Raw genomic sequence first — 22,770 nt, forward strand, 5'->3', positions numbered from 1 at the left:
GAGTGGTATCTTTCCTGATATCTTGAGCCGAATTGGAGGCCGTTGTGAATAAAACCTTAAAGTATATTTTTCTCGTTCTGGTCATTGTTGTAATTGCGCTTGGTTCGTTTGCGGGCGGCTTTGTGACCGGGCATCTCATGCCCTTTGCGAATATGCCCGCCTTCCAGCAACCCCCCGCAGAGGTACAGACTGCCGCCACTTCCCCCGCACAGCAGGCCGCCACACCGGAAGAATTGCAGACCCTCTTTGCGCCGTTCTGGGAAGCGTGGAACCTTGTCCAAAACAATTATGTGGACCAGCCCGTGGACGATGTGGCGCTCATGCGCGGCGCGATCAAGGGCATGATGGAGGCCCTCGGCGACGAACATTCCTCGTACATGGATCCCGAAAGCTATGAACAAGCCAATGCAAGTCTCGACGGTGAATATGAAGGCATCGGCGCGTATGTGGATACGACCACGAAATACCTCACCATTACCAGCCCCATGCCCGGTTCCCCCGCAGAAAAAGCCGGTCTATTGCCCGGTGATCAGATCGTGGCCATTGACGGCGAGGATATGACAGACATTGACGCCGAGGTTGCCCGTCTCAAGGTGATCGGTCCCGCCAACACAGTTGTCCAGCTCACCATCCTGCGCGAAGGCGTCGCTGAACTGCTCGAGTTCGATGTGACCCGCGCGAGGATTACGGTTGCATCTGCCAGCGGCGAAATGCTCGAGAACGATATTGCCTACATTCAGGTCACCACCTTTGGCTCAAAGACAACCCCTGAATTGCTCGCCACGCTTACCGACCTGATGGCGCAAAACCCCAAAGGCATCATCCTCGATCTGCGCAATAACGGCGGCGGATTTTTATCCACCTCCGTGGAAGTCACTTCGCAATTCCTTTCGGGCGGTGTTGTGCTGTATGAACAATATGGTGACGGGACCCGTACGACCTACGAAGCCATAGCAGGCGGTCTTGCGACGGACGAGGATATTCCCTTGCTCGTGCTCATCAATGAAGGATCCGCCTCCGCCTCCGAGATTGTGGCGGGCGCATTGCAGGATTCGGGCCGCGCAAAGCTTGTCGGCATGGTGTCCTATGGAAAAGGTTCCGTCCAAAACTGGGTGCCTCTTTCCGGTGAGAACGGTGCGATCCGTGTCACGATCGCCAAATGGCTTACACCGAACGAAAATACCATCCACAAAATCGGGCTCACCCCGGATTACGAAGCGGACATGACCCTCGAAGACCGCCAGGCGGGGGAAGATCCGCAGCTGGACGAGGCTGTCAGAATTTTGCTTGAAATGATTGGTAATTAAACAAAAGGAGCATAGAACATGTTTTTTCTGGACCCCAACTACCTAATCTTCATGATCCCCGCCTTCATCCTCATGGCAATCACGTCATGGTATGTAAAGGCGGCCTATAACAAATGGAGCCGGGTGCCGGCCCGCAGCCGACTGACCGGCGCACAAGCCGCGCAGAGGCTCATGTCCACCGGTGGCGTGTATGGCGTGCAACTTCAAGGCGTGGCCGGCGACCTGACGGATCATTACGACCCGCGCAACAAAACACTCTTCCTTTCGAACGGAGTGGCAAACGGCGCGTCGGTTGCCTCGCTTGCGATTGCCGCGCACGAACTGGGCCATGCCCAGCAGGATGCAGAGGATTACTTTCCCATGCGCCTGCGCGGCTTCATGGTGCCGATGGTAAACATTGGCTCGAACCTCGGCTGGATTTTGATCCTGATTGGCCTGTTCATCGGCTGGACGGGACTGGCCTGGCTTGGTGTGATCGTCTTCTCCGGCGGCGCGCTTTTTGCGCTTGCCACCCTGCCCGTGGAATTCGACGCATCCGCCCGCGCGAAACGCCTGCTTGCCCAAAGCGGCATCATCCAATCTGACGAGGAGATGCGCGGCGTGAACAGCGTCCTCAACGCCGCCGCACTGACCTATGTGGCGGGTCTTGTCACTGCCATCCTGCAATTGCTCTACTATGTTTCCTTGATCAGCGGCAGAAGCAGGGATTAACCGCTGCGGCCATGGAACGATAAGAGGGCAGGCTTTTGCCTGCCCTCTTATTTTGTGTATAATCCTCACCAATGAAAAAATTTATTGTTGTGGTGATCCTGTTTCTGGGAATTGCAGTGGTGGCGCTCAGTTTAAGCGAACTTGAAACCCTGCTCGAAACACTCCAGCGCGCGAGTTTAAGGTTCTTTTTCCTGGCGATCCTCGTACAGTTCCTGTGGTTTTACACCAGCGGGCGCATGTATCAGTCCATTTTTCATTTGCTCGGCGTGCACGAATCGATCCTCACGTTGAGCCGCATTGCCGTCGCGGCGAACTTTGTCAACGTGGTCGCACCCACTGCGGGCGTGGGAGGAGTCGCGCTTTTCGCGTCCGAAGCACGCCGCCGCGGACATCCCGCCGGCAAAGCGACCGTCGCCGCTGCGTTATTCCTCCTGCTCGACCAGGCCGCATTCCTGGTCGTCCTCGCACTGGGATTGATCGTGCTGTTCCGCCGCAACGACCTGGATGCGGGCGAAATATCGGCCTCGCTTTTTTTGTTCTGCATTGCGCTTGTGTATGCCTTTGTTCTATATCTTGGTTATCGTTCAGAGAGGAGATTGGGGAACCTGCTGGCGAAGGTCGCGCGCGCGATCAACCGGGTTGTAAAATTTTTTCGCAAGAAGGAATACCTGAGCGAGGTGCGCGCATATGCGTTTGCACATGAAGTTGCGGATGGTTTCTCCGGCCTGACCGAAAAACCGTCCAGCCTGATGCGGCCCATCCTGTGGGGTATTTTCAACAAGACCCTGTTGATGTTGATTTTGAGCTTTTGCTTTTTATCTTTTCGAGTCCCGTTCTCCGCGGGGACGATCATCGCCGGCTTTTCCATTGCCTATCTTTTTTTGATCGTTTCCCCCACACCTTCCGGCATTGGAATTGTGGAAGGTGTCATGCCGCTGGCCCTGGCTTCCCTGCGCGTCAACTGGAGTCAGGCGGTCGTCATCACGCTCACGTATCGCGCAGTCACCTTTTGGATTCCGTTGATGGTCGGCGCCTGGGCGTTCCGCTCATTGCATACCGAAGCAAGCCTGCCGCAAAAAAGCACATCTTAAACTTGAACACTCTCCAGCCTTTGTTTGACTTTTGGAAACAGGACGCGGACACCGCGCCGAATTTCGCCGCATGGAGGACAACCCCGCCGCGCGCCGCGCAGACGCAGCCCTTCCCGACCGATCTGCCTGCTCCCCTTCGAGGGACATTATCCTCCCGCAACATTCATTCGCTCTATTCCCATCAATTTTCCGCCTGGGCTTATGTCCACGCAAATAAGAACATCATCCTTGCCAGTGGTACAGCCAGCGGCAAGACGCTTGCCTACAATTTGCCGGTGCTCGCGGAAATGCTCCAAAACCCCGAAGCGCGCGCCCTCTATCTCTTCCCCACCAAAGCCCTTGCGCAAGACCAACTATCCACACTTCAAAACCTGACACCTGACACTTGGAACCTGACACATGCCATCTATGACGGCGACACCCCTCAATCCCAACGTCCCACCATTCGCAAGACTGCCCGCATCATATTAAGCAACCCCGACATGCTCCACACCGGTATCCTCCCGCATCATGCCAACTGGGGCGATTTCTTCTCCCATCTCAGATTCATCGTCATTGACGAGGCGCACACGTACCGCGGAGTTTTTGGCTCGCATGTCGCCAATGTCATTCGCAGGTTGAAGCGCGTGGCGAATTTTTACGGCGCAAAACCACAATTCATCCTCGCATCCGCCACGATCGGCAACCCGAAGGAACTCGCGGAAGCACTCATCGAAGAATCCGTCGAGCTTGTGGAGGATGACGGTTCCTCGCGCGGCGAGCGTCACTTCATCATTTACAATCCGCCCGTTACGGATGCGGCATTGGGTTTGCGAAAAAGCAGCCTGCTCGAAAGCGTGAGACTGGCATCTGATTTGTTTTCGCGGGATATTCAATCCGTCGTCTTTGCGCGGACGAGAAGAACGGTGGAAATACTGCTTACCTATTTGCAAGAGTTTCCCTCTCCTTCTGGGAGACGGGCTGGGGGTGATGGGAAAATCCGCGGTTATCGCAGCGGCTACCTCCCGCACCAGCGCCGCGAGATCGAGCAGGGGCTGCGCGACGGCTCGGTCAAAACCGTGGTCGCCACCAACGCCCTCGAACTCGGGATAGATATCGGCGGATTGGGCGCGGCGATCCTCGTCGGTTATCCGGGCACCATTGCCAGCGCGAGACAACAGGCAGGCAGGGCGGGACGCGGGGATGATCCTGCCGTGTCGGTTTTGGTCGCGTCGCCCAATCCGCTGGATCAATTTCTTGCACATCATCCCGAATATTTTTTTGGGAGATCGCCCGAACAGGCGTTGGTGAATCCAAATCATCTGTTGATTTTGCTTGAGCATTTGCGCTGTGCCATGTTTGAACTGCCGTTTCAGCAGGGCGAGGGATTTGGCTCATTGTCGTGGGAATTGATCGAGGCGTACCTTCAATTCCTGCTTTCCAATAACGAAGCGCATTTCTCGAATGAAAAATACTACTGGATGCAGGATGCCTATCCCGCCGCGAATATTTCCCTGCGCTCTGCTTCGCCGAAAAGTGTGGTGCTTCAGGCAACCGCAGATGATGGACGGCCGACGACGATCGGCACTGTGGACGGCGAATCCGCTGCGTGGATGGTCCACCCCGGCGCGATCTACATGCATGAAGGACAGCAGTATTTTGTACAGGACCTCAACTTGGAAAACCACATCGCGCAGTTGATCCCCGTCGGGCTGGATTACTATACCGAATCCCAGCAGCGTTCCGAAATACAGGTGTTGAATGAAACAGCGCAAGCCGCCGTCCCCGGCGGCGGGATTGGGTATGGTGAAATCCAAGTCACCACCCAGGTCGTCGGATTTAAAAAACTGCGCTGGTTCACGTATGAAAATCTGGGGGAGGAACTGCTGGACATGCCTCCCTCCGAATTGCAGACGACCGGCTACTGGCTGACCCTGTCCGAAGAGACCCTCCTGCATCTGCGTGAAGCGGGCGCATGGACCAACGACCCCAACGACTACGGACCCAACTGGCAAAAAGTTCGCGCAACTGTCCGAAAACGGGACCAGTTCAAATGTCAGGTGTGCGGCGCGGTCGAATCCACGCGTGACCATGACGTGCACCACAAAACCCCGTTCCGCACATTCACGTCCATTGTAGAAGCGAACCGCCTGGAAAACCTGACCACGCTCTGCCGCACCTGTCATCAAAAAGTGGAACAGAACGTGCGCATGCGCAGCGGCCTGGGTGGCCTGGGATTTGTGCTTGGCAACCTTGCGCCGCTGTTCCTGATGTGTGACGCGGGCGACTTGGGGGTATATTCTGAACCTGCATGGTCTGCTGTTGATGGTAAACCATCCATAGTTCTGTATGACCTTGTCCCTGCGGGAATTGGTTTTAGTCAGAAATTATTTGAAATCCATGATGAATTAATGCAGCGCGCATTTGAGCTGGTCAGTCACTGCGAATGTGAAGACGGCTGTCCCTCCTGCGCCGGCCCCGGCGGCGAGAACGGCATGGGCGGGAAAATTGAAACACTTGCGATCTTGAAGGAGTTGATTGGCGCGGGATGAAACCGGCATTGGAAGTACTCACAGCCTTTCTCAAACTTGGTTTTACCGCCTTTGGCGGTCCCGCCGCGCACATCGGCATGTTTCGCGATGAATTCGTCCGCCGCCGCAAATGGCTTGCGGATGAGGAGTTTCTTGACCTGCTTGCGGCGACCAACCTGATCCCCGGCCCGAACTCCACCGAGATGGCGATTCACATCGGTTATTTGCGCGCAGGCTGGGCGGGGATGATCGCAGGAGGAATGGGCTTCACCCTGCCCGCGATGTTCATTGTGCTTGCATGCGCCTGGTTGTACGTCGAGTACGGCTCCATGCCGCAAGCCGCGGGTCTTCTGGATGGAGTCAAACCGGTTGTGATCGCCGTCATTTTGCAGGCGCTTTTTGAACTGGGACGCAAGGCGTTGAAAAGCGGAGGGAGCATTGCGCTCGCCATTGCATGCATCGCCCTGTATTTTTCCGGCGTGAATGAGATTCTGCTTCTCTTTGCGGGCGGATTGATCGTCATGTTGATAAAAAACTGGAACCGCCTGCGCGGAGGGACGATTTCGGTCGTTCTTCCGCTTCTTCTCACGCCGATGCTTGCTCCGGTTTCATTCAGCATGTCCACCCTCTTTCTGATCTTCCTGAAAATCGGCGCGGTCCTTTATGGAAGCGGTTATGTGCTGGTCGCCTTCCTGCGCGCGGACTTTGTCGAACGTCTTGGCTGGCTGACGGAACAACAATTGATTGACGCGATTGCCGTCGGGCAGATCACGCCCGGTCCGTTGTTCACATCCGCGACCTTCATTGGTTATTTGCTGGGGGGAGTCCCCGCCGCGCTGATTGCCACGCTGGGCATCTTCCTGCCTTCTTATATCTTCGTTGCCATCAGCAGTCCCATCATCCCAAAACTGCGGCACTCCCCCTGGGCTGGCGCTCTGCTGGATGGCGTCATCGTCGCCTCGCTGAGTTTGATGGCGGCGGTCACATTCCAACTTGGGCAGGCTTCACTGGTTGAACTTCCCTCGGTGATATTATTTGTTCTGTCCGCCGCCCTGATGATTCGATTCAAGGTCAGTTCCACCTGGTTGATCATCGGCGGGGCGTTGATCGGCTTGTTATTCATGTGAGCGGAAAATGACCCATCGCAAAGACATCATCCTGTTATTCGCCACCCGCATCATCCGCATGTTCTTTTACGGCTCGCTCGCGGTGATCCTCGTGCTGTACCTCATCGAAGCGGGACTTTCCGAAAAGCAGGTTGGTTTGCTGTTCACGCTTACACTGATCGGCGATGCGGGCATCTCGCTCTGGCTCACCACTCATGCAGACCGCTTCGGGCGCAAACGCACGCTGCTGATCGGCGCGTTGCTCATGCTCGGCGCGGGGCTGGTCTTTGTCCTGACGAAAAATCTCTTCATCCTCACGTTTGCGGCAATCATCGGCGTCATCAGCCCGAACGACAAGGAGATCGGTCCCTTCCTTGCGGTGGAGCAGGCGGGGCTGACTCAACTCGTTTCGGATAGATCGCGTACAAGACTCTTTGCATGGTACAACCTGGGCGGGTCGTTTTCGTCCGCATTTGGCGCGCTGGGGAGTGGATGGCTGGCACAGTACTTCCTGTCAAATGGCTGGACGGCATTCGAGTCATACCGCTTCATCCTTATCGGATATGCGCTTGGCGGTTTCATTCTGGCGATCATGTTTCTGAGCATATCTCCCGCCATCGAAGCCGCGCAAACGCAAAATCACGACAAAAAAGTTCTGGGGCTGCATCGCTCGCGGAACGTCGTTTTCAAGCTCAGCGCATTGTTTTCTCTCGATGCTTTTGCAGGCGGACTGATCATACAAAGTTTCATGGCGTATTGGTTTCACGCCAAATTTGGCGTGGATACGGGAGTCCTCGGAAGTATCTTCTTCGGCGCGAACATCCTCGCGGGCGTCTCGGCATTGCTTGCCGTCAAACTCGCAGAAAAGATCGGGTTGATCAACACAATGGTCTTCACGCACATCCCATCCAATATCCTGTTGATGCTCGTGCCGTTGATGCCGACGCTTCCGCTCGCCATCGGTGTCCTGCTGCTGCGCTTCAGCATCTCCCAGATGGATGTGCCCACGCGTCAATCTTACACGGTGGCGGTTGTGGCGCCGGACGAACGTTCCGCCGCAGCGGGGGTGACCGCCATCGCCCGATCCGTTGGTTCCGCCCTTTCCCCGTCGCTGACGGGTTTGTTCTTCAGCATCCCCTTTTTGTTCAGCGCACCGTTTTTCTTCTCCGGCGGAATGAAAATAGTTTACGATTTATTATTGTTCAGGGAATTTCGTTCGGTGAAACCGCCGGAAGAAACGCATGGATAATGCCCCTGACAAAATAGGGGAAAGCGCAACTACCCTATTTGGCTTCAAATGGCATACAATGTTTTCAAGTTGCAAATTCTCTTTTCGTGGTTTTTCAAAACTCGGAGCGGGCACTCCGTGTTTTGAGCTTAAGTGACATAGCCGCGGATGGTCATTCAGAAGATAAATAAGGGAATCCTCCCCTGTTTTATCCGGGGAGGATTCCCCTGCATTTAACTGGCTTTAATCTTTAGAATGGAAGAAAGGGATTCCAAATCCCTAGCTCCATGAGCGGAACGGACGCCAAATCGAAACCGTTCATGGTGTATTCCCAAAACATTAAGGAGAATGCCATGTCAAAGAAGACAATCTTGATCCTTGCATCAGGTGTTCTATTGCTGGCGCTTGCCCTGGCTGGTTGTGCCGGACCTGTCGGACCGCAAGGTCCACAAGGCGACCCAGGACCTGCTGGTCCTCCCGGTCCAGCGGTAGGGGCAATGGGCGCGGAGTATGTTGGTTCCGCTGCCTGTTCAGAGTGCCATCAAGAGCTTTATGACACCTTCATGATGTCAGGTCATCCGTGGAAATTGAATAAGGTTGTAGACGGTAAACAACCCGACTATCCATTTGCAGCAGAGCGGGGTGAAATCCCCCTGCCCGAGGGCTACACATGGGATGATATTTCCTATGTGATCGGCGGGTATAACTGGAAGGTTCGTTTCATGGACCAGGACGGGTACATTATCACCTCGCCCAAAGGTGAAGCCCCTGATGCCGAGGCGCACAAGGACTATCTAAACCAGTGGAACTATGCCAACAAGGATGTGGGCAAGGATGGCGGCTGGGTGCTGTACAACTCCGGCAAGAAGAAGGTCTATGATTGCGGAACCTGTCACACCACCGGTTACTCCGCCTGGCCCCCAGATGCCCATCAGGATGACTTGGAAGGTATCGTAGGCACTTGGGCTGAGCCTGGGATCCAGTGCGAAGCCTGCCATGGACCTGGAAGCCAGCATGCCGAGGAGCCTCACGGTTTTGCGTTACAAGTCGAACGCTCTTCTGCATTGTGCGGCGAATGTCATGACCGCGGCGCCCAGGAGTTTGTGGATGCCAAAGGCGGCTTCATCGAGCATCACGAGCAATATGAGGAGCTCTTCCAGTCCAAGCATATTGCCATTGACTGTGTCGTGTGCCATGACCCGCATACTGGCGTCATTCAATTGCGTGAGGCTGGGGAGCAGACCACCCGTACCCAATGCGAAAACTGCCACTTCAAGCAGGACAAATATCAAAAGCATACGATGGATATCGCGTGTATTGAATGTCACATGCCCAAGATCGGCAAGAACGCCCAGGGTAATCTCGACACCTTCACTGGCGATATCCGCACCCACCTGATGGCAATCGACCCCGAGCAGATCGGGCAGTTCTACACTGTCAAGGAAGGTGATGTGGAGAAGACCTACTCACTTTCACAAGTGGGTCTGGATTATGCCTGCCGCCATTGTCACAACGGTACCTTTGCCCTGACCGATGAAGAGCTCATCGAACGCGCCAAAGGCTACCACACCCCCGAAGAGTAGGAATCGGTCTCAAGTCGGCGCCGAGGCGTCCCGGAACCGATGAAAGACAGAAGCCCCGGAGCAAACCTCCGGGGCTTCCCATTTAATCTTCCCTGCCCATGCGATCAAACAGATGATGCTCGTAAGCGTATGCCGCCAGTTCAATGCGGTTGTTCATGTGTAGCTTTTTGAACATGTTGCTGACATAATTTCCCACGGTTTTTTCGCTCAGGTTCAAGAGCGCGGCGATTTCAGAATTTGTCTTTCCCTTGGCAAGGTGGATCAAAACCTCCATTTCCCGGTCGGAGAGATCGCGAAAGGCATCCTCGTCAGCTTTCCGTTCGGCCTCGCGGACACGCGACAATAGACGCGCCGTCGTAGCAGGATCCAGCAGCGCCTCGCCCCTCGCCGCTGCCTGGATCGCCCTCAACAATTCATCATTCCCGACCTGCTTAAGGACATATCCCACTGCGCCTGCACGGATGGCGCGTACGACCAGTTCGTCATCTGCAAAGGACGTAAGCATGACCACCTTGCAGGATGGAGTGTTTCTTGTGATCTGCGCGGCGGCTTCGATACCGCCTTCTCCGGGCAGGCGGATATCCATCAGCACCACATCCGGCTGGAGCTTTTCAGCCATTTTGACGCCTTCGCCTGCTGTACTGGCTTCGCCGATTACCTCCATATCGGGTTGGTCGTTTAGCAGGGTCATTAATCCCAAACGGACAATGTCATGGTCGTCTACAAGGAGAATGCGAATCTTGGTCATGGGTTATGGATCCATCCATGGGAGGGCGAGGGTTACGATCGTGCCGTTATTATTTTCGAAAGTCAAATTGCCATTCAACAGGCGTGTTCGGTCATGCATGTTACGTAAGCCGTAACCGGTTTTTTGTTCGGAGGAAAATCCGACACCGTCATCCCTGATAACAATGTTAAGATTTTCATCCAAATCCTTAGCCTGGATTTCCACATTCTTTGCCTGCGCATGGCGGGCAATATTTGCCATCGCCTCGTTCATAATCGCAAGCACATGGCTGGATCGAATTGGCGATAAGGATCTACCTTCCGGAAGATTGACTTTCAGCGTGATATTTACCAGCGATGAGTAATGTGGGTCATCTGCAATCCGACTCACCACGGAAGACAGGGATTCAACCGGATGGTTCGATGCGGCATGAAGTTCCGACAGGTTGCGACGCAGATCCGCAATGGCATCGTTCAGGACCAAGACGGATTTTTTCAGACGGGACCCGATTTCGCTTTTGGGGTCTGCCAGCCTTGAGGCAGACTCAACCAGCAAGCCAGCCGTATATACTTTTTGAATAGCGCCGTCATGCAGGTTGCGGGCCAGACGCTCGCGTTCGGCGGTAAGAATGTGATGCCGCTCCAGTTCTTCGATTCGGCGGGCAGTTTCCACATCAAAGATTTCCAAGGCGCGAACGAAAGTGAACACAAGGATCACACCGGTCAGGGAGCGGAAAACCAATGGGGGTACGCCGATGAAATCTGTGAAAGTGTCGCGGTTGAGAATATTTCCGGGAAAGAAATCCACCGGTGGAGGAATCAATCCACCCAGTAGGGCATAGATGCCCAGGGTGATCCCTGCAATTTGCAGGGTCAGAACAATGCGGGGGACATTCAACGGTTTTATGCGAAGCAGGGTGTGCCTCCGCAACCCGTACGCCGCCAGCAACCCGCCGGGAAAGCCGATGAAATAACGGGCAAATGCATTTGAGGGATATCGCCACAGGCGCTCGTTGGTGATTTCTGAGGGTATCATGCTAAGCGTGACGATGAGCCAGCCCGTGAACAGGAACGCTGTCAGCCAGTGGGACCAGGCTCGGCGTTTGTCCAGGTGGAGCAGTGCCAAGCCAAACGCCATGAGGAAACTGTATGAACCTGCGAGCAGAATCAGTTGCAGTAGTTCCAGGATGCGCACTGCCGGCAGGTCGAGGTATTCAGCCTGGATTGGAATGAAGACCACGCCCCATTCATAGAATCCGTGAGTGATTCCAAACGCCGCCAACCAGCGCAGGCTCCGCGCCAATTCGAGGCGTGAACTTCGCCGGGTGTGCAGGATGATGGCAAAGCCAAGGATAAAAAAGACCAGCCCATAGACAAAGTAAATAATGGGACGGTTGAGATCAAGAAAGTCGGCAACTGGGCTCATTGTTGCAAATTGTAGCATGGATGATTGACGAAATTTTACAACCCTTGTGATTGCATGGAAGTGCTGGGGCAAAAGGCGTGACCGCCATCGCCCGATCCATTGGTTCCGCCCTTTCCCCATCGTTGACAGGTTTGATCTTTAGTATCCCCGTTTTATTCAGCACGCCCTTTTTCTTTGCGGGCGGGCTTAAAATCGTTTATGATCTTTTATTGTTCAAGGAATTCCGTTCCATTAAACCGCCCGAGGAAAGGTAAAGGCGACCCTTCTCTGTTTTGCAAAGTGCTTTACTCTCGCTGGGCGGGTCGCCCTTACAATATTTCAAATAAACTTGGAGGAACCCATGTCCACAGCCCCAAAATCACAAGTTCTGAATCTCGCTGAAATGGTCAACTATCAGGAGGGAGCCGTCGTCAGCCGCCAGATCACCAAGGCGGAGGCGGGCAACGTCACGTTGTTTGCGTTTGACAGGGATCAGGGATTGAGCGAGCACACCGCGCCGTTCGATGCGCTTGTGCATGTGCTCGAAGGTGAAGCGGAGGTGACCATCTCCGGCCAGCCGTTCCGGTTGAAGACGGGCGATGCCATCATCATGCCGGCGGATGAACCGCACGCATTGAAGGCAATCCAAAAATTCAAGATGCTGTTGACGATGATCCGCGCTTGATTGTCATTCCGAGCCGCGGTGCGGCGGAGAATCCCGCAAATACTTTTCCAACTCATTCAAATCCACGCGCGCGGTCATGTCCAAATTGATGGGTGTGACCGCCACCATCTTCTTCTTTCGCAGGACGTATACATCCGTGCCCTCTGGCTCGTGGTCAATGGTGTTGTCGTGCTGATACGTGACTGTGCCGGGCACTTCCCAGGATTCTCTTTCAGCGGGGACCGGTCGATAGTATCGGTGGCGGGAAAGCCTGGCCATCTGCCACCCGGTTTCAGGCGTGGCGTGACGCGGCACTTCCACTTTCAGAAAATCCACACCATCAAAGTGTTTCTTTTCCAGAATCAATTTCGCAAAGTAGGCGGTGAACCATCCCGCCGGTTTGAAGTCGATCTCATCCGAATAGGTCAGGTGATGATGCGCGTCGGTTTCCTGCGAGACCGCCAGTGCAGGATAGCCAAGTGAGGCGGCTTCCATGGCTGCGCCGACCGTGCCGGAGATGGTGATGCCCAGCCCGACGTTTTCGCCGTAGTTGATGCCGGAAACGATCAGGTCGGGCTTGTGCGGGACGATCTCCAAAATACCGTGCAGGACGGCCTGGGCGGGGGAGCCGCCCACCGCGTAGACGCTCCACTCCTGACCGTTGACCTGCACCTGTTCCTTGCGAATGATCCCGTCGGACGTGCTGGGCAGACTGCGCCCCATGGCTGTGGATTGTTCGCGCGGCGCGGCCACGGTGACATAGCCGATCTTGGAGAGTTCGCTTGCCGCCGCCCATAAGCCGGGCGAGCGGATGCCGTCGTCGTTGGTTAATAAAATATGAGGTTTATTTTTTTTCATGTTCGTCTTCATCCATTATAAACAAAAAGAAGCGGCCTTCCGCTTCTTTTTGTTGTGCTCTCGGCAGGACTCGAACCTGCGACCTATTGCTCCGCAAGCAAGCGCTCTAATCCACTGAGCTACGAGAGCATTGATTGAGCGGGTCGTATTTTACTGTATTGCAGGGGGACGGTCAAGGTGCTTGACTGGCGTTGCGCATCACAGTAAAATCAATCTCTCGCGGGAGTCGCCAAGTGGTAAGGCGTCAGCCTTCCAAGCTGATATTCGTGGGTTCGAATCCCATCTCCCGCTCTGGTGTTCGGTGTCAAGTGTCGGGTTCCAGGTGTCACATGACACTCTGACACTTGGCACTTGATACTTAAGCACGGGCCCGTGGCGCAGCGGTTAGCGCAGGCGACTCATAATCGCTTGGTCGAAGGTTCGAATCCTTCCGGGCCCACAAATAAAAAAAAACGGACGGCTCGCACCGTCCGTTTTTCTATGTCAACTGCTCCCTGATCTGCTCATAAATCCCCGGCGCGGCGGCAAGGATGGTCAGCGGCGCAAGGTAATCTGCGCTCCCATCCGTGGCGGTGACTTTGGCGCCGGCCTCCTCGGCAATCAGCCCCCCGGCGGCGATGTCCCAGGCTTTGAGTTTGAACTCCCAGAAGCCGTCGAAGCGACCCGCGGCGACGTAGCACAGGTCCAGTGCGGCGGACCCGAGGCGGCGCACGCCCTGCGTCCGCTTGGCGAGACGCTCGAAATATTTGAAATTATCCAGTTCGGTGTTCCACGTGTCGTAGGGGAAGCCGGTCACGAGCAGGCTTTTTTGAAGTTCCATTGTGTTGGATACCTGAAGACGTTTGCCGTTGAGGAATGCGCCCGCCCCGCGTTCGGCGGAGAACATTTCATCGCGCAAGGGATCATAGATTGCGGCGAGTGTAGTGATACCTTTCGATGCGAACGCAATCGAGACACAGAAGATGGGGATGTGATGCGCGTAATTGACCGTGCCGTCGAGCGGATCGATGTACCAGGTATCGCCGTTTCCCCCGTCCGTTTCGCCGCTCTCTTCCGCGAGGATATGTCCCTCGGGGAAACGTGAATGTATTTCGCCGAGCAGAAAGGCTTCGGAGGCGTGGTCTGTTTCGGTGACAAGGTCGATCACCCCTTTGTAATGAACCGTGTGGTCTTTGTTGTATCCATCCCGCAGGATGGCTCCCGCTTCGCGGGCGAGCCGTTCAAGGTCGGAAAGAGTCGGTTTCATGAATGTCCGTTCCAGATGCGGCGTCCGAGCGCGGAGAGGGCAAAGTCCACGGCGAGGGCGGCGGTTTGGTTTTGTACGTCGAGGATGGGGTTGACTTCGACCACGTCCATGCCGATGAGTTTTCCGGTCTCGGCAATAAGTTCGCAGGCGAGGTGCACTTCGCGCCGGGTCAGCCCGGCAGGGACAGGCGTGCCGACACCCGGTGCGTGCATTGGATCGAGCGCATCGAGGTCAAGGGAAAGGAAGATGCCGTCCACATTGCGGCTGATGCGTTCGATGGCCTTCTCGACCACCGTGACCATGCCGTAGCGGTCGATCTGCTCCATGCTCATCACCATCGCGCCGGCATTTTGCAGGTTGACCTTTTCGCCGGCATCCAGGTCGCGCGCGCCGATAATCGCGATGTTCTTCGGGTCGATGACCGGGGTGGGCTCGTCCCATAATTGCACGAGGCTCGTATCGCCCAGCCCGGCAAGGATGGCGAGCGACATGCCGTGAATGTTGCCGGACGGCGTGGTCTCGGCGGTGTTGAAATCGGCATGCGCATCCACCCAGATGACGCCGAGTTTTTTGTCCCGTGTCGCTCCGCGCACCGAACCGATGGACAGGCTGTGATCGCCTCCCAACACAAGGGGGAAGTTGCCAGCCTGAATCGAAGTGGATACCGCCCCCGAAACTCTTCTTGCCATCGGCACGATGCAGTCGATGTATTTCAATTTCGGGTCGGTGATGGAACACATCTCCGCGATCGGCACTTCCACGTTGCCTTCGTCGCGGACGGTGTAGCCGAGCTCTTCGAGTTTGCCTTGCAGGTGCGCATAGCGGATCGCGCTGGGTCCCATATCCACGCCGCGGCGGTCTGCGCCGAGGTCGATGGGGACGCCGATGATGTCAATTTGCATGTATTTCTCCATAAATGTCGTTGCGAGCCGCCGTTGGTCGAGTAGTGACGCCTTGCGTCACGTATCGAGGCCGGGCGGCGAAGCAATCTCCTGCGTAAAGAGTGGATTGCTTCGCTCCTTCGTTCGCTCGCAATGACAAGATTCTACTACGCCGTTCGATAATACCCCACATCCACCGAATAGACCTGTCCGCGCTTGATGACCTGTTTGACGAGATTCGTCCCATAGCGATAGCCGACCTGGCGGTAATCTGGGACGGACAGGATCAGCATGTCGGCCTGTTTGCCGACCTCCAGCGAACCGACCGTATCCGACCTGCGGATCGCGTGTGCCGAATTGATCGTGGACGCCGCGATGGCCTGGGCCGGGGTTAATTTCATGTACCGGCAGGCGAGCGCGATCGCGAATTGCATTGATTCATTCCACGATGTGCCGGGGTTGCAGTCGGTGGCGATGGCGAGCATGGCGTCCGCTGCGAGCAGTTTTTTTGCGGGCGTGTAATGCGGTTCCGCGAGACCGAACGGTGTGCAGGGGAGCGCGACAGCGACCGTATCCGATTTGCCCAACGCTTCGATATCCGCATCCGACGTGACCACAAGATGGTCCGCCGAGGCGGCTTTCAACTCCGCTGCGAGCGCCGCGCCGCCGAGGTTGTCGAATTCGTCCGCGTGGATCTTGAGCGGGAATCCCAGCGACCCGGCGCGGGTTAAGATCTGACGCGATTGTTCGAGGGTGAAGGCTTTCGTCTCGCAGAAGACATCCACAAAGGGCAGGGACTGTCGCGGAGCATGAGTCTCCCACCAACCCTTCAACATGGGCAGCATGGTGTTGGCCACTTCGTCCGTGTAGCCTTGCGGGTCATCCTTATATTCGGGTGGGATGGCATGCGCGGCGAGGAAGGTGAGCACGAGGTCGAGCGGGTTTTCGTCGTTGAGCGCGAGCAATGCCTTGAGCAGGCGTAGTTCGGTGGAAGCCTGCAGGCCATAGCCCGTTTTTGCTTCTGCAGTGGTCGTGCCGTTGCGGAACATCCTCAGCAGGCGCGGGCGGGTCTGTGCGATGAGGGTTTCCATGCTGGCGGTGCGCGTGGCTTTGACGGTGGAGAGGATGCCGCCGCCCGCCGCGAGGATCTCGAGGTAGGGCGTGCCGGCCATTTTCAATTCGAATTCGTCCGCACGGTCGCCCGCCCAGATGACGTGCGTGTGCGGGTCCACGAAGCCGGGCATGAGGACGCAGTGGTTGGCGTCGAAGGAGGGTTCGTCGGGATAGGCACTGCGGAGTTCGTCCGTTTTGCCAACAGCGACGATCTTTTCATCGCGGATGACGACGGCGCCGTCCGCGATGATGCCGAGCGTACCGAGCGCCTTTCCGCGCTGGGGTCCGCCGGCGAGTGTGAGTAGTTGGGATGCAGAATGTATGAGCATGTTTGTCACCGATGTTCCATGGATCGTCTGATGATGTAATTTAACCACAGAAAAGGGGGGTGGAAGGCCTTTTTATCTGGTTTGGATCACCAAATTCCGAAAAGCCCCGCGGAAAATTGCCGAAGCGGTCGTGTCCCACCTAACATTATTGTAGACAAAAAATGCCCCCCGGCGCTTGCTTTTTCCTTCCAACAAAGTAAAATAAATTCACTCTTGGGAGGCCTTCCCAGGAAATTGATAAAGAAAGGAGAATCCACACCATGTTATTTTCACCCAAAGAAAAAGGCCAGGGTCTTGTTGAATACGCGCTAATTCTTGTTTTGGTAGCCATCGTTGTTATCGCAGCTTTGATGATCCTTGGACCAATCATCGGCAACGTCTTCAGCAAAATCAACTCCAGCCTCTCCAGCTTCTAACCCCCTGTTTGTGATTTGATTACAAGATCAATCTCGTGGATGAAAATCCGCGAGATTTGTCTTTTTTATGTCAGATTGTGCCTGTTTGAATCCTGGCAGGGATTTGTGCGACTTTGCATAATTGTTAACTTCCTTGTGAGATGGGTGAAATTTCAGTAAAATGAAGACATCCAGTATTTTTCAGGAAATCCATTCAGAAAGGAGGAAGCCCCCATGTTGTCTCCGCCCGCGGAAAAAGGGCAGGGCCTGGTTGAATACGCATTGATTCTTGTTTTGGTTGCGATTGTTGTTTTTGTTGCCTTACTCTTCCTTGGACCCTTCCTGGGCACGGTCTTCAGCGGCATCAATTCCAGCCTTTCCAGCGTGTAGGTATGAAATATCCATCGAACAGGGTGCTCTGGGACTGTTCCAGTGTGCCATGTCATCTGTTTGCTTTCCTGTAAGGCTAACATAACTGTTAGGGAAAACACACTTTGGGGACTTGCCTTTTTGCACAATCGAAGTAAAATAAGGACAATCTCAGGAGGCCTTCCTGGGAAATTCGAAGGAAAGGAGAACCTACACCATGTTATTTTCACCCAAAGAAAAAGGCCAGGGTCTTGTTGAATACGCGCTGATTCTTGTTTTGGTAGCCATCGTTGTTATCGCGGCGTTGATGATCCTTGGACCAATCATCGGCAACGTCTTCAGCAAAATCAACTCCAGCCTCTCCGGCGTTAGCTAATCAATACTCAAATATAAAAAGCCCCGTCCATGGACGGGGCTTTTTATATTTGATAGACAAAGATCAACTGCTCGCGGTCAAAAAACACGGCATCCCAGCCCGGTATGTCAAAGGAAATTGTCGCCACACGGGCACCGGGCTTCAGCTCGTTCCGCAATTTTTCCTGAAGACGAATCCCATGGTCTGATGTGAGGTAGGCAAAGACAATATCCGCATTTTTCAGGTCCGATTTGTAAAAATCCCCCGCCTCGATTTTGACCTGCGAGCCGACCCCGTTCCAACGGGAATTCACCCAGCTGATGAGACATTGTACAGGTCCTGCTTCGATACCCACAGCGTGCAGCCCAAACTCCCTCGCCGCCATGACCAGCACCCGTCCGTGGCCTGAGCCGAGGTCGTACAACCTTTCCCCCGGTTTGGGTTCTGTCAATTCCAGTGCCCTGCGGATGCGTTCCGGCCGGGTGGAAATGGGTGGCAGCCCATACCATGCGGGAACCAGCACCCAAAGTAGGGCAACTAAAATGACAGATACGGCGGCAAAGCCCAAAAGCGTTTGCACGTCGTTTAGCCTTTTTGCATCCTGCGCAGAGCCAGCAGGGCCGCAGCATTGAATACTACCGCGGTCAACGCTACGAACATGAACCCAAACGGCTGATAGATGATTCCCGCCAGGAATGCCCCAAGCGCGCGCCCGAGCGCATGCCCGGTGACATTCATCGAGAGCATGGTCGCCCGCGCCGAAGGGACGAGCTCCGTCATCAGAGGGATGTGGCTGACGAGGACGTACTCAAACGTGATGTAAAAGAGGAAGAGACCGATCAGCGCGCCGGTTTGTGTCTGCCCGATGAAGGGGAGCAGGACCGAGGCGAGGGCATTGCAGACCAGCCCAATGGCCAGCGCGAGCGGTTTGCCAAGGCGGTCGGTTGTCAGGGCGACCAGTCCCTCTCCGCTGAGTTCGGAGATGCCGATCACGGCAGAGGCCCCTGCCAGCGCAATGATCTTCAGTCCAAATGAATCCTCCAGCCAGACGCCGAAGATGACGTTGACCAGTTCGTTCGCCGCGCTGGCCCACAGTGCAATGGAAATGCCAGCCAGCGCGGGGACGGAGGTGAGCACGGCGCGGTAGTTGTCACGAGAATTTGAAGCAGGGTCGTGATGCGGGTCTTCGCGCGGGACGATGCGCCAGACGACAAAGAAGATGACCAGTCCAAGGATCGTGAAAAATGGGAAAGGCGCAGACCAGCCGAAGCGGTCGATCAAAAATCCCACCACGGGTATGCCGATGATAAAGGACATGGACCACGCCACTTCGGTCACTGCGAGGGCGGTGCCGCGCTGGTGGTAGGGGATGCGGTCACCGAAATAGGCTTGCATGGCGGGGTCGAACATGTATTTGCCAACCATGGCAAGCATGAGCGCAATGGCAAGCGTCCAAAAGGAGGGGGAGATCGCCACCAGCCCGACACCAAGCGTGAAAATGGCGGTGCCGGTCAACATGCCGAACTTCCTGCCGAGACGATCTGCAAGGGGCGCAAAAAGCGGACTGGTCGCGCCGATCAGGGAACGCACGGTCATCAGTTGCGACATGGTGGAGATATCCACGCCCAGCCCGCGCGCGAAGACCGGCAGAAAAGGATACACCATCCTGTGGGCGGTGTTCAGGATGGTGCGCAGGAACATGAAAACGATAAGTTGGAAACGGATGCGCAAGCGGGTTTATGCCCTTTCAGGTTGGATACGCAGGAAGAATTTTGTCAGGAAGAAACCCGCAAGCCATGCCAGCACATTCAGCGCAACGAAAAAGAGGATGACATTCCACAAGCCCGAATTGAAGATGGGCGAGGGCGGCGGGTGCATGATGTTTTCGGCAGTGGAAAATATCATGCGTAATGAAATAATGAAGAGGATATTTGCCAGCGATGTCAGCCGTTTTGTGTTCATGATCCATAGGCCGATCTGGAGCAGGATGCCCGTAACGGCGAATGTCATGGCGATGCGGAAGCGCGGTTCGGCGAGAAATAATCCGTTCCAGTTGGCTTGCATGGCAAAAAGGGAAAGCGGCAGGTACGTGACCCAGAAGACGATGCCGGTCCGCCCGAGTGCGGCTGACCAGGTGTGGCAGGCGTCTTTTCGGAGAAGCAGGCCTAACAACCCAGCGAGAGCCGCAAGGAGGAAGGCGATTTCCGCAGTCAGCACCCAGGCTCCGTGGACGTAGACGAGGCGGACGTTCGATCCCAGTGATTTTTCCTCGGGGCCGAACAAGGTCAATATCGCAATCGCAAGGATCGTGATGGAAAATGGTATGAGCGGGGATTTGATTTTGAACATGGCGTGAATTGTACCTGTATCCTGACGATTATGCTTAAGTACGGCAATACATCGTATTCACATCCTGAAATTAAGTTATGATTTACCGCATGTTTAAGACTCTGCGCGAAAAGGACATCCAGCTTGATCCGCAAACAGTGAATGGATTCCACCTGTTTGCAACAATCGTGATATTGACCATTTTCGTTCTTGTCGTTGGGCTTGTCTACTGGAACATCCTGCCCCCGCGAAAGGATCTTTATAATGAACTTTGGGGACCCGCCCATTTGCTGGTAAACGGGATGAGCCCATACGATACCGCCAGCCTCAACCCCAGCCTGCCGGCCGCATGGCTTCCGATGTCCATCGGTTTCTTTGCGCCGATGGGCTGGCTGGGAGAACAGGCCGCGTTGTATTTCTGGTTTGTGTTCAGCCTGATTGTGACCGGTCTGATCGTCATGATCGTACAGGCAGAGTACAGACCCGCCCATCTAACCATCCTCACTGCGCTGTTTGCATTCGTGTTTCCGCCGACGGTTTATCACCTGCTGCTCGGGCAATTCTCCCTGATCACGACATTATGTGCGGTTGGTGCAGCATATTTGATCGTAAGAGACCGGCATTGGGCAGGCGCATTCCTTCTGGCCTTGGGGCTGTCAAAACCTCATTTGATGACGATCACCATGCTTGGCCTGAGTGTATGGCATTTCGAGGGCAGGGGTGTGCGATCCATGCTGGCGTTTTGGGCGCGGATCGTCATTGCATCTTTTGTCCTGTGCCTGCCGCTATTTGTTGCTTATCCAAACTGGATGCCTGACGCGTTTGCCAGCATGACATCCAATGCCCCCTGGGCGTTTCCAACCTTGTTAAAATTCTTCACATTGAACTTTGGAAATTTGGGAATGGCCGTCTGGGGAATCGTGGTGATCGCAGTCGTCACTGTTTCGCTGTTGATCTGGAGACAGTTGGTACCGATCACCGCTACATACTGGAGTTTGGGGCTGGCGCTCCTCATCTCGCCTTATCTTGGCAGTTGGGATTTTGTCACGCTGCTTCCCATTATCATCTTCACGTTCATGCAATCCGACTGGAGACGAAAAATGCTCGTCATCTTTTTCTACTTGACCGCCTGGTATGGAATGGCGTTCGTACAGGCGCTGGAGGAAAGCCACAATCACTACTTTTGGTGGGTGCCTGTCTGGTTTTTGGTTGTCCTCGCCCTTGTTTATCCATGGAAACGCGATCCTTCAAGCACAGGGTTGCCAGCAGACTAGGATTTTACATGCTGTTGATTTTTCGGTTGGCGGGCGATCTACGATTTACCAAGAAATGAGTGCATCCCCTTCAGCATCTGTTTCCATTCCGCTTCGGCATTGATCTTGCGCTGGATCTCATTCGCCCGCTTCTGCATGATCGCCATCACCCGCTCGTCCTCGCCTGCATCCAGCCAGAAGCCGTGGTCGTTCTCGGCACAGGTGTCCAGTTTCAGGTCGTAGAGGCGGTATTGGAATTCGTCCAGCTCCAGGCCGCAATGCGGGCAGGGATAGTTCGTTTTGGTTTGAAAGTGGACCAGTGAGCCTTTGTACACATCCTGGCTGAAGGCCGTGTCTTCCAATTGATCAAGTTCATGGAAATCCAACCACATGCCGCGGCAGGTGGGGCATGCTTCCACTTCGATCATGCCTTTGTAGAATTTCTTCACCAGTTCCGAATTGCATTTGGGACAGTTCATGGTCTTGTCGTTGCGAGGACGTTAATCCGAAGCAACCTCCTGTTCCATGACGTTATGTACCAATTCGTCCGCCGAAATATCATTCGGTTCCATAGCCAGCCACACCAAAAACTCCACATTCCCTTTGGGACCCAATAGCGAGGATTTAACCAATCCTCGCAAGCCGAACCCCTCACTTTCTGCATACCTTAAAACATCCGATAAGACCTGTCTGTGGATTTCGGGGTCGCGGATAACGCCGTCGCCGCGTGAAACATCCCTTTTGCCTGCTTCAAATTGTGGCTTTATCAAACAGATCAATTGAGTGTTTTCTGAAACCCATTTTTTTATGGACGGCAGCAGGACCTTCAATGAAATGAACGATGCATCCACGGTGACCAGATCCATTTTCTCCGGCAGGGATTCCACGAAGCGCGCGTTCGTCCCCTCCATCACGACCACGCGCCGGTCATTTCGCAATTTCCAATGCAGAATCCCCTTGCCCACGTCAATGGCATGGACTTTTGCCGCGCCGTGCTGGAGCAGGCAATCGGTAAACCCGCCCGTGGATGCGCCCACATCCGCGCAGATAAAGCCCGTTACATCCATGCTGAAGGTGTTCAACGCGCCTTCCAGTTTTTCGCCGCCGCGCGAAACATAACGCGGACCGGTATCGACCGTCAGAGTGGATTTTGTATCGGCCCCAGTGGCAGGTTTGAGCGCGACCTGATCGTTGACTCGCACCTGTCCCGCCATAATGAGGGCCTGGGCTTTGGCGCGCGAGTCCGCTAATCCACGCTCCACGAGCAGAATATCCAAACGGATTTTGGGCATGAAAATATTGTATCAGGTAA

24 protein-coding genes and 3 tRNA genes are annotated in these 22,770 nt (G+C 55.0%); 15 read left to right on the forward strand and 12 right to left on the reverse strand.

Annotated features, from left to right (window positions below):
- Positions 1–44 precede the first annotated feature (44 nt).
- From QY332_02870 to QY332_02900, 7 genes are all read left to right on the forward strand, one after another.
- A complete protein-coding gene (locus tag QY332_02870) occupies positions 45–1,307 on the forward strand; it encodes a S41 family peptidase (protein WKZ36868.1) in 1,263 nt (420 codons plus the stop codon).
- An 18-nt stretch (positions 1,308–1,325) separates the two neighbouring features.
- Entirely contained in the window at positions 1,326–2,018 is a 693-nt protein-coding gene (locus QY332_02875) for a zinc metallopeptidase (protein ID WKZ36869.1), read from the forward strand.
- A gap of 71 nt (positions 2,019–2,089) precedes the next feature.
- Positions 2,090–3,109, forward strand: a complete 1,020-nt coding sequence (locus QY332_02880; protein ID WKZ36870.1) for a lysylphosphatidylglycerol synthase transmembrane domain-containing protein — start codon at positions 2,090–2,092, stop codon at positions 3,107–3,109.
- Positions 3,110–3,111: 2 nt separating this feature from the next.
- A complete protein-coding gene (locus QY332_02885) occupies positions 3,112–5,640 on the forward strand; it encodes a DEAD/DEAH box helicase (protein WKZ36871.1) in 2,529 nt (842 codons plus the stop codon).
- Positions 5,637–6,746: a chromate efflux transporter gene (gene chrA, locus QY332_02890; protein WKZ36872.1), complete on the forward strand. Its 1,110-nt coding sequence runs from the start codon at positions 5,637–5,639 to the stop codon at positions 6,744–6,746. The genes QY332_02885 and chrA overlap by 4 nt, the downstream gene beginning before the upstream one ends.
- 7 nt (positions 6,747–6,753) lie before the next feature.
- Positions 6,754–7,974 carry an MFS transporter gene (locus tag QY332_02895; GenBank protein ID WKZ36873.1) on the forward strand — a complete coding sequence of 407 codons (1,221 nt, stop codon included), beginning with the start codon at positions 6,754–6,756 and terminating at the stop codon, positions 7,972–7,974.
- 332 nt (positions 7,975–8,306) lie between these two features.
- Complete coding sequence (locus QY332_02900; protein ID WKZ36874.1) at positions 8,307–9,536, forward strand: cytochrome c3 family protein; 1,230 nt, start codon at positions 8,307–8,309, stop codon at positions 9,534–9,536.
- Positions 9,537–9,618: 82 nt separating this feature from the next.
- On the opposite strand, the gene QY332_02905 is transcribed toward QY332_02900, so the two are convergent.
- A complete protein-coding gene (locus tag QY332_02905; GenBank protein ID WKZ36875.1) occupies positions 9,619–10,284 on the reverse strand; it encodes a response regulator transcription factor in 666 nt (221 codons plus the stop codon).
- Positions 10,285–10,287: 3 nt separating this feature from the next.
- Positions 10,288–11,688, reverse strand: a complete 1,401-nt coding sequence (locus tag QY332_02910) for a histidine kinase (GenBank protein WKZ36876.1) — start codon at positions 11,686–11,688, stop codon at positions 10,288–10,290.
- A 77-nt stretch (positions 11,689–11,765) separates the two neighbouring features.
- On the opposite strand from QY332_02910, the gene QY332_02915 reads away from it, so the two are divergent.
- Positions 11,766–11,942 carry a hypothetical protein gene (locus tag QY332_02915; GenBank protein ID WKZ36877.1) on the forward strand — a complete coding sequence of 59 codons (177 nt, stop codon included), beginning with the start codon at positions 11,766–11,768 and terminating at the stop codon, positions 11,940–11,942.
- Between the two features lie 86 nt (positions 11,943–12,028).
- Complete coding sequence (locus tag QY332_02920; GenBank protein WKZ36878.1) at positions 12,029–12,352, forward strand: cupin domain-containing protein; 324 nt, start codon at positions 12,029–12,031, stop codon at positions 12,350–12,352.
- A 3-nt stretch (positions 12,353–12,355) separates the two neighbouring features.
- Here QY332_02920 and surE read toward each other — a convergent pair whose 3' ends face one another.
- A complete protein-coding gene (gene surE / locus QY332_02925) occupies positions 12,356–13,189 on the reverse strand; it encodes a 5'/3'-nucleotidase SurE (GenBank protein ID WKZ36879.1) in 834 nt (277 codons plus the stop codon).
- Between the two features lie 55 nt (positions 13,190–13,244).
- A tRNA-Arg gene (locus tag QY332_02930) sits at positions 13,245–13,318 on the reverse strand.
- 90 nt (positions 13,319–13,408) lie between these two features.
- Between QY332_02930 and QY332_02935 the strand changes: the two genes are divergently transcribed.
- Together QY332_02935 and QY332_02940 are read left to right on the forward strand one after the other, a co-directional pair.
- Positions 13,409–13,480, forward strand: a tRNA-Gly gene (locus tag QY332_02935).
- A gap of 75 nt (positions 13,481–13,555) precedes the next feature.
- Positions 13,556–13,628 (forward strand) — tRNA-Ile (locus tag QY332_02940).
- Between the two features lie 39 nt (positions 13,629–13,667).
- Here the strand turns inward: QY332_02940 and QY332_02945 are convergent.
- The 3 genes from QY332_02945 to hutI form a co-directional block, all read right to left on the reverse strand.
- A complete protein-coding gene (locus QY332_02945; protein ID WKZ36880.1) occupies positions 13,668–14,435 on the reverse strand; it encodes an inositol monophosphatase family protein in 768 nt (255 codons plus the stop codon).
- A complete protein-coding gene (gene rocF, locus QY332_02950; protein WKZ36881.1) occupies positions 14,432–15,337 on the reverse strand; it encodes an arginase in 906 nt (301 codons plus the stop codon). The genes QY332_02945 and rocF overlap by 4 nt, the downstream gene beginning before the upstream one ends.
- Positions 15,338–15,483: 146 nt before the next feature.
- Positions 15,484–16,758: an imidazolonepropionase gene (gene hutI / locus QY332_02955; protein ID WKZ36882.1), complete on the reverse strand. Its 1,275-nt coding sequence runs from the start codon at positions 16,756–16,758 to the stop codon at positions 15,484–15,486.
- A 260-nt stretch (positions 16,759–17,018) separates the two neighbouring features.
- Here hutI and QY332_02960 point away from each other — a divergent pair, with 260 nt between their 5' ends.
- From QY332_02960 to QY332_02970, 3 genes are all read left to right on the forward strand, one after another.
- Positions 17,019–17,174, forward strand: a complete 156-nt coding sequence (locus QY332_02960; GenBank protein WKZ36883.1) for a Flp family type IVb pilin — start codon at positions 17,019–17,021, stop codon at positions 17,172–17,174.
- 213 nt (positions 17,175–17,387) lie between these two features.
- A complete protein-coding gene (locus tag QY332_02965; GenBank protein ID WKZ36884.1) occupies positions 17,388–17,543 on the forward strand; it encodes a pilus assembly protein in 156 nt (51 codons plus the stop codon).
- A gap of 196 nt (positions 17,544–17,739) precedes the next feature.
- The gene (locus QY332_02970) at positions 17,740–17,898 is read left to right on the forward strand and encodes a Flp family type IVb pilin (protein ID WKZ36885.1); all 159 of its coding nucleotides are present in this window, start codon (positions 17,740–17,742) and stop codon (positions 17,896–17,898) included.
- Between the two features lie 43 nt (positions 17,899–17,941).
- On the opposite strand, the gene QY332_02975 is transcribed toward QY332_02970, so the two are convergent.
- The 3 genes from QY332_02975 to QY332_02985 are packed head-to-tail and all read right to left on the reverse strand — an operon-like array spanning position 17,942 to position 20,226.
- On the reverse strand, positions 17,942–18,457 hold the full coding sequence (locus QY332_02975) for a 50S ribosomal protein L11 methyltransferase (protein ID WKZ36886.1): 516 nt from the start codon (positions 18,455–18,457) through the stop codon (positions 17,942–17,944).
- Between the two features lie 5 nt (positions 18,458–18,462).
- A complete protein-coding gene (locus QY332_02980; protein ID WKZ36887.1) occupies positions 18,463–19,608 on the reverse strand; it encodes an MFS transporter in 1,146 nt (381 codons plus the stop codon).
- Between the two features lie 6 nt (positions 19,609–19,614).
- Positions 19,615–20,226: a hypothetical protein gene (locus tag QY332_02985; protein ID WKZ36888.1), complete on the reverse strand. Its 612-nt coding sequence runs from the start codon at positions 20,224–20,226 to the stop codon at positions 19,615–19,617.
- 89 nt (positions 20,227–20,315) lie between these two features.
- Between QY332_02985 and QY332_02990 the strand changes: the two genes are divergently transcribed.
- The gene (locus tag QY332_02990) at positions 20,316–21,479 is read left to right on the forward strand and encodes a glycosyltransferase family 87 protein (GenBank protein WKZ36889.1); all 1,164 of its coding nucleotides are present in this window, start codon (positions 20,316–20,318) and stop codon (positions 21,477–21,479) included.
- A 38-nt stretch (positions 21,480–21,517) separates the two neighbouring features.
- Here the strand turns inward: QY332_02990 and QY332_02995 are convergent, their stop codons facing one another.
- Both QY332_02995 and QY332_03000 read right to left on the reverse strand, forming a co-directional pair.
- Entirely contained in the window at positions 21,518–21,937 is a 420-nt protein-coding gene (locus QY332_02995; GenBank protein ID WKZ36890.1) for a zf-TFIIB domain-containing protein, read from the reverse strand.
- Positions 21,938–21,958: 21 nt separating this feature from the next.
- Complete coding sequence (locus QY332_03000) at positions 21,959–22,750, reverse strand: TlyA family RNA methyltransferase (protein WKZ36891.1); 792 nt, start codon at positions 22,748–22,750, stop codon at positions 21,959–21,961.
- Between the last annotated feature and the right edge of the window lie 20 nt (positions 22,751–22,770).

The organism is Anaerolineales bacterium, assembly GCA_030583885.1.
GTDB lineage: Bacteria > Chloroflexota > Anaerolineae > Anaerolineales > Villigracilaceae > Villigracilis.